At 71.8% G+C, this 10,784-nt stretch carries 7 protein-coding genes; 3 read left to right on the plus strand and 4 right to left on the minus strand.

Translation table 11 applies throughout. The annotated features are described in order from the left end of the window. Positions 1-64: 64 nt before the first annotated feature. Entirely contained in the window at positions 65-3,412 is a 3,348-nt protein-coding gene (locus tag AB0D49_RS34665; RefSeq protein WP_362765642.1) for a S8 family serine peptidase, read from the minus strand. Positions 3,413-3,976: 564 nt separating this feature from the next. Here AB0D49_RS34665 and AB0D49_RS34670 point away from each other — a divergent pair. Next, on the plus strand, positions 3,977-5,125 hold the full coding sequence (locus AB0D49_RS34670; RefSeq protein WP_362765645.1) for a serine hydrolase domain-containing protein: 1,149 nt from the start codon (positions 3,977-3,979) through the stop codon (positions 5,123-5,125). 58 nt (positions 5,126-5,183) lie between these two features. On the opposite strand, the gene AB0D49_RS34675 is transcribed toward AB0D49_RS34670, so the two are convergent. Continuing rightward, complete coding sequence (locus tag AB0D49_RS34675; protein WP_362765649.1) at positions 5,184-6,272, minus strand: hypothetical protein; 1,089 nt, start codon at positions 6,270-6,272, stop codon at positions 5,184-5,186. Positions 6,273-6,624: 352 nt separating this feature from the next. Then, entirely contained in the window at positions 6,625-9,204 is a 2,580-nt protein-coding gene (gene pepN / locus AB0D49_RS34680) for an aminopeptidase N (RefSeq protein WP_362765652.1), read from the minus strand. A 137-nt stretch (positions 9,205-9,341) separates the two neighbouring features. Between pepN and AB0D49_RS34685 the strand changes: the two genes are divergently transcribed. Both AB0D49_RS34685 and AB0D49_RS34690 read left to right on the plus strand, forming a co-directional pair. Continuing rightward, positions 9,342-10,016: a DsbA family protein gene (locus tag AB0D49_RS34685; protein ID WP_362765655.1), complete on the plus strand. Its 675-nt coding sequence runs from the start codon at positions 9,342-9,344 to the stop codon at positions 10,014-10,016. 16 nt (positions 10,017-10,032) lie between these two features. Beyond that, on the plus strand, positions 10,033-10,533 hold the full coding sequence (locus AB0D49_RS34690) for a hypothetical protein (RefSeq protein ID WP_362765658.1): 501 nt from the start codon (positions 10,033-10,035) through the stop codon (positions 10,531-10,533). Between the two features lie 112 nt (positions 10,534-10,645). Here AB0D49_RS34690 and AB0D49_RS34695 read toward each other — a convergent pair. Next, a partial coding sequence (locus tag AB0D49_RS34695; RefSeq protein WP_362765681.1) for a Fe-Mn family superoxide dismutase occupies positions 10,646-10,784 on the minus strand: 139 nt, incomplete at its 5' end.

Raw genomic sequence — 10,784 nt, forward strand, 5'->3', positions numbered from 1 at the left:
GGGCGGGCGCCCCCCAGGGAACGCCCGCCCGCTCGCACCGGCTACGGCCGGAGCACCCCGTGTCCTACGGAGTGACCGTGCCGATCGCCACACTGCCCGCGCCCGCGGTGGTGCCGCGCGGGGTGACCAGCCTGACCTCGCCGAAGAACGCCCGTCCGGCCGGGGCCGGGGCCACGGCGGTGACCGTGGCCGAGACCGGCGCGGACTGCCCCGTGCCGAGCTTCACCGGCGCGGACTCGTCCACGGAGACCGAGCCGAGCGCCGGGGAGAAGAACACGTCGAGGTAGTCGTAGGCGGTGCTGCCGGACGGTACCGAGTAGCCGTCGACCTGCGCGTAGTACGTGCCGGGCGCCGGGTTGGCGACCGAGACGGCCTCCTCGGAGTCGCCGTCGGCGGCCTGCGCGACCACGGCCCCGCTCGCGTCCAGCAGATAGAGGTCCAGGTCGGCGCCCGCGTCGGAGGTGTTGCCGATCGACACGTCCAGCCGGGACGCGCCCGCCGGGACGACGATCTCGAACGGCACCGCGTCACCGTGCGCGATGGTGGCCCGCTCCGACAGCGAGGAGCCCAGCGGGCCGCCCGCCAGCTTGCCGTCGATCGGCGCCTTCTTGTTGGTGACCGTCCAGGAGACCGGCGCCGGGGTGCCGGCCTTGATCTCGGGCAGGGTCACCGTCTCCGGCGCGAAGTCCGCCCCGAGGACCGTGACGTCCAGCTGGTACGGGTTGTCGAGGTGCGGCGAGGTGCGGCGCGACTCGACCTCGATCTCCCAGACACCCGGCGCCGGGTTGGCGTACGAGCGCGCGTCCGGGCGGCAGCCGTTGCCGTTGAGGTAGTTGTTGTAGCAGTACGGCGTGGACGTCTCGTCCAGCGGGACGCCGTACGGGTGGAGGGTGATGAACCGGGTCTGGCTCTTGTCCTTCAGCCCGCCGATCGCCACCTCCAGCGTCTTGGCGCCCTCGGGCACGGTGACGAAGTACGAGGTGTGGCTGTTGCGCTGGACCGAGCCGGACGCGGCGAAGGTGTAGTTCGCGGGCTTGGCGGCCACGACCGTGCTCAGCACCTGACGGTCGATGCCCTCGGTGCGCGGGTCGTCGACCTCCAGGATCGCGCTCTTGACCCCGGCCGACTTCGGCGCGGCCTGCACCTTGACCGTCACCGGCTGGTTCAGCGGCAGCTTCACCTCGTCCGAGCCGACGATCCTGAAGGTGCCCTCCGCGTTGTTCTCGAAGTGCAGCTCGTGCCGCAGCGCCTTGTCCGCACCGGTGGTCCGGGTCAGCGTGATGTCGTACGTCTTCTTCTGCCCGGCCTTGAGGCCGCCCTCACGGTCGTAGAGGCCGGTGCCGAAGCCGGGGGTCGCGAGGAACTGGTCGATGGCGGTGTCCACCGGAGCCTTGACCGTGTACTCATGCGCGGTCGCCCCGTCGCGGATCGAGTCCCAGGCGTCCTCGATGTTGATCAGGCCCGCGCCCTCCTCGTACGCCTGCACACCCTTGATGTGGTCGGCGGTGGAGGTCAGGGCGGTGCGCAGGGTCGCCGGGGTCAGCTCGATCCCGCGCTGCTTGGCGGCGCTCAGCAGCAGGGCGGCGGCGCCGGTGGCCTGCGGGGAGGCCATCGAGGTGCCCTGGAGCATGGAGTAGCCGGGCGGCAGGCTGTAGCCGGACTCGGCGACCGGGCTGCCGGGCGACCAGGTCTGGGTGGTGTTGATGGCGGCGCCGGGCGCGGACAGGGTCGGCGTGAAGCCGCCGTCCTCCCGGGGGCCGCGCGAGGAGAACGGCATCATGGCGTACCGCTTCTCCACCTGGGAGCCGTAGTTGGCGGCCCAGGTCTCCTTGGAGATGGTGGCGCCGACCGAGATCGCCTTGTCGGCGAGGGCCGGGTCGCTGATGGTGTTGACGCCGGGGCCGTCGTTGCCCGCGGAGATCACCAGCTGGACGCCGTACTCGTCGATGAGCCGGGTGTAGAGCGCGGAGCGCACGTTGTTGCCGTCGTTGAGCGCCGGGAGGCCGCCGATGGACATGTTGACGATGTCCACGCCGCGGTTGACGACGAGGTCGATCATGCCCTCGGTCAGCGCCATGTTGGTGCAGCCGCCGGTCCAGGTGCAGGCCCGCGAGGAGACCAGCTTGGCGCCGGGCGCGGCGCCGTTCATCTTGCCGCCGAACAGCCCGTTCGCGGCGGTGATGCCGGCCACGTGGGAGCCGTGGGCGCCCTCGATGACCCCGATGCTGACGTAGTCGGCCTTGGCGCCGGTGCCCGGGTTGTAGACGACGTCCTTGCGGATCTCGACCACGAACGGGATCCGCTCGGCGATCTCGGTCGCCGGGTTGTCGGTGCCGAAGTAGCCGATCTGGAAGCCGTCCTTGTACGGCTTCAGCGGCGTCTCGTCGGTGAAGTCGAGATCGTCGTCGAGGTCGACGCGGACGGTTTTGGCGGCCGGGTCGTAGAGCACGCCCCAGACGTCCGTGCGGTCGCCGTCGCGGTTGAGGTCTCCGGCCATGTCGCCGCCGAGGGTGGCGGACTCGGAGAAGTAGTTGAACTTGAAGGCGCCCGCGGGGGTGGTGAAGGTCTCCCGGGCGCCGGTCGGGGCGGTGACGGTGAAGCTGGGGCCGTCGAACGCGGCGGTCATCCGGCGCCAGGTGGCGTCGCCGTCCACCACCGGGTCGGTGGCGGTCACCCAGTCCACGATCTTGCGCTCACCGGTGGTGGTGCGCTGGAGCGCCGGGTGGCCGAGGTCCACACCCGAGTCCAGGATGCCGATGGTGACCCCCCGGCCGTCCGCCTTGGGGTGGTCCTCCACGAAGTCCACGGCCCCGGTCTCGAACGACGGGTTGTACGGGTTCTCCGCGGGCGTCCGCTTGTCCGGCGCGGCGTAGGGGATGGTGGCCTTCGCGCCCTTCTGGGTGGCACCGGCGTCGGGGCGCGGGTCCTCCAGCGGGATCTCCTCGCGCAGATCGATCGCCTGCACGGAGGAGAGCTTCGCGGCGGCGGCGATGGCGGCGTCCGCCCGGCCGGTGGGGACGGTGGCGCGGACGTAGCCGAGCTGGTCGTAGCGCTTGCCGACCAGGGCGCCGTCGAGGGCGTCGAGCTGGCCGGCCACCTGCTCGGTGGCGCCGGGGGCGGTGGCGACCATCAGGGTGACGGTCTTGTCGCCGCCGGCCTTGGCCTCGGCGAGCAGTTCGGCGTCGTTGGAGCCCAGCTTGTCGTCGGCGGGCTTGACGGCGGGGTCCGCGGGGGCGGGCGCGGGCTGGGGGTCGGCGGCGACGGCTGCGGGTATCGGACCGGCGGCGGCCAGCGCGGCGACGAGACCGGCGGCGACGGCGATCCGCGCGGTGCGTCGCGTGGTGCGTCGCGTGGTGCGTCCTGCGCCGGGTCTCGCGCCGGGTATCGATCCGCTCTCGGGGGTCTGGGTCATTGGCATCCCTTGGAGGAGAAGCAACGGGGATCTGCGGCCGGGGTGATCGGGCTGGACCGGGCCTGGCCGAAGGCGTCCGGAATGCGGTTCCTGACGACCGCCCAGCCTTTCGCAAGGGACGGTTGTTTGGGGAGAGTTGACCGGAACCTGCCGACGAAATGGGGAAAACCCGCGATGGGTTTGGGTGGGGGTTGTGGGGGTTGGGGTGATTGTTCGGCTGGGGGTGGGCGGGCGGGGGCCGACCGCGCGGTTCCTCCCCTGGAGAGGCACCCCCAGGGACGCGGAGGACCGGGGTCGTACCGACCTGTGTTCGATCTTGCCGTGCGGGGCACCGATGCGCGCGGTTCCTCCCGCCAGAGGGGGTACCCCCGGCGCCCCCACCACCCCGCCGACACGGCTGGGTGCGTGCCCCCCTCGGCTCCCCGCCGGACCCCGCCCCGAAGACGGCCGAAAGTCACTCAACCACCACAGGGCGAGCAACCTCCCCACGAGCCCCCAGGTCTTCGCCCTCGACCGAACCATGGCCCGGCGTGCGACGGCGCGCGGGCGAGAAGGGGGAACGACATGACCGTACGTGCACGGGCGACCCTGGTGGCTGCCACCGCGGCGACGATGTCGCTGGCCCTGGCCGTGCCCGCGTTCGCGGCACCGTCCGGCAAGGACCACGGCCACGGCGCGACCCGCGACGCGATGCGCGCCAACGTCCAGCTCGGGGTGCCCGGCGTGACGGCCACCGCCCGCGACGCCAAGGGCACCTGGCGGGCCACCGAGGGGGTCGGCAATGTGAGGACGGGCGCCCCGCGCTCCGCCGACGACCGCTACCGCATCGGCAGCATCACCAAGACCTTCGTGGCGACCGTCCTGCTGCAACTGGAGGCCGAGGGCCGGCTCTCCCTGGACGACAAGGTCGAGAAGTGGCTCCCGGGCGTGGTCCGGGGCAACGGCCACGACGGACGGAAGATCACCCTCCGCCAGCTCCTCAACCACACCAGCGGCATCTTCAACTACACCGGGGACGAGCCCTTCGCCCGCGAGATCTTCCTCAAGGAGGGCTTCGACCGCAACCGCTACCGCACCTTCAGCCCCGGGGAACTGGTGGCGGTCGCCATGCGGCACGAGCCCACCTTCGCGCCGGGCACGTCCTGGAGCTACTCCAACACCAACTACATCCTGGCCGGGATGGTCATCGAGAAGATCACCGGCCGCCCCTACGGCGACGCCGTCGAGGACCGCGTCATCGAGCCCCTCGGCCTGGACGACACCTTCGTCCCGGCGGGCCGACCCACCCTCGGCACCCCGCACAGCCGTGCCTACTCCAAGCTCGCCGAGACCGCCGAGGGCCCCTCCTACGACGTCACCGTCTTCAACCCGTCCGCGGCCGGCGCCGCCGGTGAGATGGTCTCCGACAACGACGACCTCAACCGGTTCATGAGCGCCCTGCTGCGCGGCAGGCTGCTCCCGCCGAAGCAGCTCAAGGAGATGAAGACCACGGTCGTCGCGCCCGGCGTGCCCAACGCCACCTACGGGCTGGGTCTGATGAAGGAGACCCTGTCCTGCGGCACCACCGTCTGGGGCCACGGCGGCGGTATCCACGGCTCCGGCTCGGAGTCCCGCACCACCACCGACGGCAGGCACAGCATCGCCCTCAACCTGAACGCCGACTGGACCGGCGACAGCCAGGCGATCCTCGACGCCGAGTACTGCGGCGACTGACCCCAGGAACGCCGGATGCCGGGGCGGACGACCACCCCGGCACCCGGCACCCGGCACCTCATCTCGGCAGGACCACCACATACGCGGCCGGCTCCCGCTCCCCGGCGGTCATCAGCGCCGTACGCACCACCGTCGCCTGCTGCTCCACCGCGTCGCGCAGCTTGCGCGGGGTGATGTGCACGACGGTGATCCCGAGCCGCTCCAGATGCTCGCGCTTACGGGCGTACTCCGACCACAGCGCGTCCTCGTCCGCCGGATCGCCCTGCCGGGGCGCCCGGGTGTCCAGCTCGACCGCGACCGACTGGTCCGGCCAGAACGCGTCGATGCCGCCGAGGTGCGGCCCGCCCGGCAGCCGCAGATCGACGTTCCACAGCGGGTCCGGCAGCCCCGCCTCCCGCACCATCCGGTACAGCCGCTCCTCCGCGACCGCCCGCCCCTCCGCGAGCAGCGAGTCCACCGCGTCCACGACATGCGGCCGGTCCAGCAGCTTGGCCTGGTTCAGCTCCCGCACCACCGCGCCCGGCTCGCAGTACCCGCCGCGCACCGCCTCGGTCAGCAGCCGCCGCACCAGCGCCGCGTCCGACGCCTGCGCCACCGCGTCCGCCAGCGCCCTCGGCACGGGCGCGACCGGCAGCCCGGTGCGCTGCTGGGGCGTCGGCAGCGCGGCGGCCCGTACGATCCGGGCGCTGCCCGTGGAGCGCAGCCGCCGCGTCCGGGAGACCAGCACATCGAGGTGCTCCAGCGACAGCAGCGGCGGCGCGGAGCCGAACCCGTGCAGATTGAGTGCCGCCAGCCCGGTGATCATCACCTCGGAGTAGACCGCGGCGGGCTGCGCCCCCTGTCCGGCCCCCGGCTGCGCGGGCACCGCCGGTACGGGCTCGCGCGAGGCGTACATCAGCACCGCGTGCAGCCGCTCCTCGCTGGTCGGCGGCCCCGGGTGCAGCAGATAGACCCCGGGCAGCAGCTGGCGCCAGGCGCCCCCGCCCCGGCACTGCTCATTGACCTCGGCGGTGGAGACCCCGTGCGCCCGCAACTGCCCCGCCGTCAGCACCCGGCGCCGGGTGGCGTCCAACTGGCCCAGCGGGCGGGGAGCGAGGGGAGAGGCGGGGGAGACCTGGGAAGGGGTGCGGGGGGTGTCGTGGTTCATGCCCGGAAAATTCCCACCGCCGCTCCCCTTCTTAACCTGTGTTACACACCCGTCGGCAAACCAGGACAACCCAGCCCTAAAGGACGAGTGTTCGGATGCCGAAAACCCCTGGTCGCCGGAGAAGCCACCAGGGGTTACGGCTCGTATGACAGGGTTTCAGTAACAACACCGGGGCGGGCGGACGCCTTTAGGGGCGCGGGGAACTGCGCGACAAGCCCCCACCCACCCGCACCCGACAACGACCCACGTCACACTCCCGTTCGGCATTAACGCAGGGGCGGACCGAGGCTTTTAGGGGCGCGGGGAACTGCGCGACCAGCCCCCACCCACCCGCACCCGGCACCGAACCGCATCACCCCTCCACGCCCCCGTCACACGCCTGCCCCCGAAGCCCCCGAGCCAGATCATCCCGAGCCTCAAGCACCAGCCGCCGCAACGCAGGAGCCGCAGACGCCCGCTCCTCCAGCCACCGATCGGCAAGCGCCAGCGTCTCCGCAGAATCCACCAGCCCCGGGAACAACCCCGCCACCACATCCACCCCGATCTGAATGGACCGCTCCGCCCACACCCGCTCGATCGCACCGAAGTACTTCACGGCATACGGCGCGAGCAACGCCCGCTGAGCCGGCTGCCCGAACCCCGCGATCGTCGCCTCCACATGCGCGTTGGACAGCGCGTCGGACTCCACGACCCGCGCCCACGCCTGCGCCTTCACCGCCTCCGACGGCCGAGCCGCGAGGCACCGCACCTGATGCCGCTTCCCGGACGCCGTGTCGTCACGGGCCAGCTCCGCGGCCAGCTCCCGCTCCCCGACCACCCCATGCACGGTGAGCGGCTCCAGGAACGCCCACCGCAGCTCCTGGTCGACCTCAAGACCGTCGACCTTCTCGCCCCCGTCGAGCAGCCCGCGCAGGAACCGCAGCTCCCCCTCGCCGGAGGCCACCGCGGCGAAGCAGCGCGCCCAGGCGAGCTGGTGCTCACTGCCCGGCTCGGCCTCCCGCAGCTCCCGCAGCGCGCCCTTGGCGAACAGCGCCGTACCCTCGGCCCGCCAACCCGGCGCCGCGTAGTGGACCAGCGCCGACTGCGCCCAGGCGTGCAGCATCTGGAGCACGCCGATGTCGCTCTCCCGCCCCGCGAACCGCAGCACCAGGGCGACGAACTCCCGGGCGGGCAGCAGCGCGTCCCGGGTCATGTTCCACAGCGCGGTCCAGCACAGCGCCCGTGCCAGCGGGTCGGTCATGGCGCCCAGCGAGTCCCGCAGGGTGGCCAGCGAGGTGTCGTCGAAGCGGATCTTGCAGTAGGTCAGATCGTCGTCGTTGACCAGCACCAGCGCGGGCGCCTCCGCACCGGCCAGCTCGGTGACGACCGTACGCGGACCGTCCACGTCGGTCTCGGCGCGGGCGTACCGCTCCAGCGTGCCGTCCGGTCCGGTCCGGTACAGCCCGATCGCCACCCGGTGCGGACGCAGCCGCGGATGCGACTCGGGCGCCTCCTGCACCACCGCCAGTTCCTCGATCCGCCCGTCGGCGGCGAGCAGGGTCTGCGGGGTGAGGGAGTTGACCCCGGCGGTCTGGAGCCAGGCCGCGGACCAGGCGCCCATGTCCCGTCCGCTGGTCTCCTCCAGTACCGACAGCAGATCACCGAGGCGGGTGTTGCCGTAGGCGTGCCGCTTGAAGTAGCGGCGGGCGCCCTCCAGGAAGGCGTCCTGGCCGACGTACGCCACCAGTTGCTTGAGCACCGAGGCGCCCTTGGCGTAGGTGATGCCGTCGAAGTTGAGCTTGGCGTCCTGGAGGTCGCGGATGTCGGCGGTGACCGGGTGGGTGGACGGGAGCTGGTCGGCGCGGTACGCCCACGCCTTGCGCCGGTTGGCGAAGGTGATCCAGCCGTCGGTGAACCGGGTGGCGCCGACCAGCGAGAACGCGCCCATGAAGTCCGCGAAGGACTCCTTCAGCCACAGGTCGTCCCACCACTCCATGGTGACCAGGTCGCCGAACCACATGTGCGCCATCTCATGCAGGATGACGTTGGCCCGGCCCTCGTACGACGCCCGGGTGACCTTCCCGCGGAAGATGTACTCCTCGCGGAACGTCACCATCCCCGGGTTCTCCATCGCCCCGAGGTTGTACTCGGGCACGAACGCCTGGTCGTACTTGCCGAACGGGTACGGGTAGTCGAAGTGGTCGTGGAAGAAGTCGAGACCCTGCTTGGTGATCAGGAAGACGTCGTCCGCGTCGAAGTAGGGCGCGAGCCCCTTGCGGCACATCGCGCCGAGCGGGATCTCCAGCTTCGTCCCGTCGTCGAGGACCCGCTCGTAGGAGTCGGTCACATAGTGATAGGGGCCGGCCACGACACAGGTGATGTACGTCGAGATGGGCCGGGTCTCCGCGAACCGCCACACCCCGTCGGTGAGCGTCCCGGCGCCGTTGCTCCACACCGTCCAGCCCTCGGGCGCCCGCACCTCGAACCGGAACGGACCCTTCAGGTCGGGCTGCTCGAAGTTGGCGAAGACCCGGCGGGAGTCGGCGGGCTCGTACTGGGTGTACAGATACACCTCGCCGTCCTCGGGATCGACGAACCGGTGCAGCCCCTCGCCGGTACGGGAGTAGGCGCACCGGGCGTCCACCACCAGCTCGTTGTCGGCGGCGAGGTCCTCCAGCACGATCCGGGTCCCGTCGAAGACCTCGGCCGGGTCCAGGTCACGCCCGTTGAGGGAGACGGCGGTGACCGCCGGGGCGAGCAGATCGGCGAAGCTGGCCGCGCCCGGCTCGGCACAGCGGAAGCGGATCGTGGTCACCGAGCGGAAGGTACGCGGCCCCTCCCCGGTGTGCTCACCCAGCGCGGAACGCAGGTCGAGCGCCACCTCATACCCGTCGACGGACAGCAGGGCGGCCCGCTCCCGGGCCTCGTCACGGGTCAGGTTCTCACCGGGCACGGGCGGCACTCCTCGGCTGGTGTTCGTTATTCGGTCAGGACCGATCCTGCCATGCGCCCCTGACCGGGGGTACCCGGGAATGCGGCGGTGGAAGCTGGTGTTGCGGCCGGTGTAGACCGTCCTTCCTAGGGAGAGCCATGTCCGAGACCACGTCCCAGGCCACGTCCCCCACCACCAGGACCCCCGTCGACTTCTGGTTCGACCCGGTGTGCCCCTGGGCCTGGATGACCTCCCGCTGGGTCCTGGAGGTGGAGAAGGTACGTGACATCGAGGTCCGCTGGCATGTGATGAGCCTGGCGGTCCTCAACGAGGACCGCCTCGACGAACTGCCCGCGTCGTACGCGGAGCACATGCGCCCCGGCGGCATCACCTGGGCCCCGGTCCGCGTGGTGATCGCCGCCCAGCAGCTCCACGGCGACGAGGCCGTCGGCAAGCTCTACACCGCCCTCGGCACCCGCTTCCACAACCAGGGCCTCGGCCCGAGCCGCGACAGCATCGCCGCCGCCCTCGCCGACGCCGGTCTGCCCGCCGACCTGATCGACCACATGGACCAGGACACGTACGACACGGAGCTGCGCGCCTCCCACAAGGAGGGCATCGAGAAGGTCGGCCAGGAGGTCGGCACCCCGGTGATCGCGGTCCCCGGCCCCGACGGCACCGAGGTCGCCTTCTTCGGCCCGGTCGTCACCCCCACCCCCCAGGGCGACCAGGCGGCCCGCCTCTGGGACGGCACCCTCGCCGTGGCCTCGGTCCCCGGCTTCTACGAACTGAAGCGCACCCGCACGAAGGGCCCGGACTTCAGCAACCTGTGACCCCGGCCGCCGCACGATGAGCCGCACTCTTCGGGGCGCCGCCCTGGCCGTCGTCCTCGCGCTGACCGGATGTGGTGAGGGGGACCCGGCCGGGGACGCCGGGCGGCAGCAGGTGCCCTACTGGGCGGACGGGGTCCGCTTCGACGAGGTGGCCCGGGTGCTGGGCGTCACCGTGCCCGCCGGGGCGACCGCGCGGGCGGCGGCCCGGCAGCGGGGGTTCCAGGGGGACGGGCTGCTGCTGGCGTTCGTGGTGCCCCGGGCGGTCGCGGACCGGTTCGTCGCCGGGCTGGAGCCCGAGGAGCCGCTCGTGGAGCGGGCGGTGGCGGCCCATCCCTCCGGGGAGTACCGGCCGGTGACGCCGTTCGCGCGGCTGGGGCTGCCCGAGCCCGAGACGCTCGACGGGGTCACCGCCGGGCCGGTGTGCGCGCCCTGCGCCGGGGAGCTGGACTCCCTGGAGGTCACCGTCGCCCCGCTGGACGGGCACCGGGCGAGAATCTATCTGCGCGGTGTCGACTGACCGTGCCACAGGGAAGGCCCCCGCGAGTCACGTCCTCGCGGGGGCCTTCTCTCATCCGCCTGCCCGGTGAAAGGTGAGAAGACGATCACGAGGCAGGGCGTTCACAGAGGGCTCAGGGAGCCAGCAGCAGCACGTTCGCCCGGGACTTCGCGGCCTCGTAGCGCTTGGCGACGTCCTGCCAGTTGACGACGGCCCACATGGCGTCGATGAAGTCGACCTTCTGGTTCTTGTACTGGAGGTAGAAGGCGTGC

Origin of the sequence: Streptomyces sp. NPDC048290 (assembly GCF_040652095.1) — a bacterium.
GTDB lineage: Bacteria > Actinomycetota > Actinomycetes > Streptomycetales > Streptomycetaceae > Streptomyces.

What these genes read in the sequence shown, in the direction of transcription:
- AB0D49_RS34665 (WP_362765642.1), bottom strand. Translation starts at nt 3,412, where the DNA reads ATGACCCAGACCCCCGAGAGCGGATCGATACCCGGCGCGAGACCCGGC.
- AB0D49_RS34670 (WP_362765645.1), top strand. Translation starts at nt 3,977, where the DNA reads ATGACCGTACGTGCACGGGCGACCCTGGTGGCTGCCACCGCGGCGACG.
- AB0D49_RS34675 (WP_362765649.1), bottom strand. Translation starts at nt 6,272, where the DNA reads ATGAACCACGACACCCCCCGCACCCCTTCCCAGGTCTCCCCCGCCTCT.
- AB0D49_RS34685 (WP_362765655.1), top strand. Translation starts at nt 9,342, where the DNA reads ATGTCCGAGACCACGTCCCAGGCCACGTCCCCCACCACCAGGACCCCC.
- AB0D49_RS34690 (WP_362765658.1), top strand. Translation starts at nt 10,033, where the DNA reads ATGAGCCGCACTCTTCGGGGCGCCGCCCTGGCCGTCGTCCTCGCGCTG.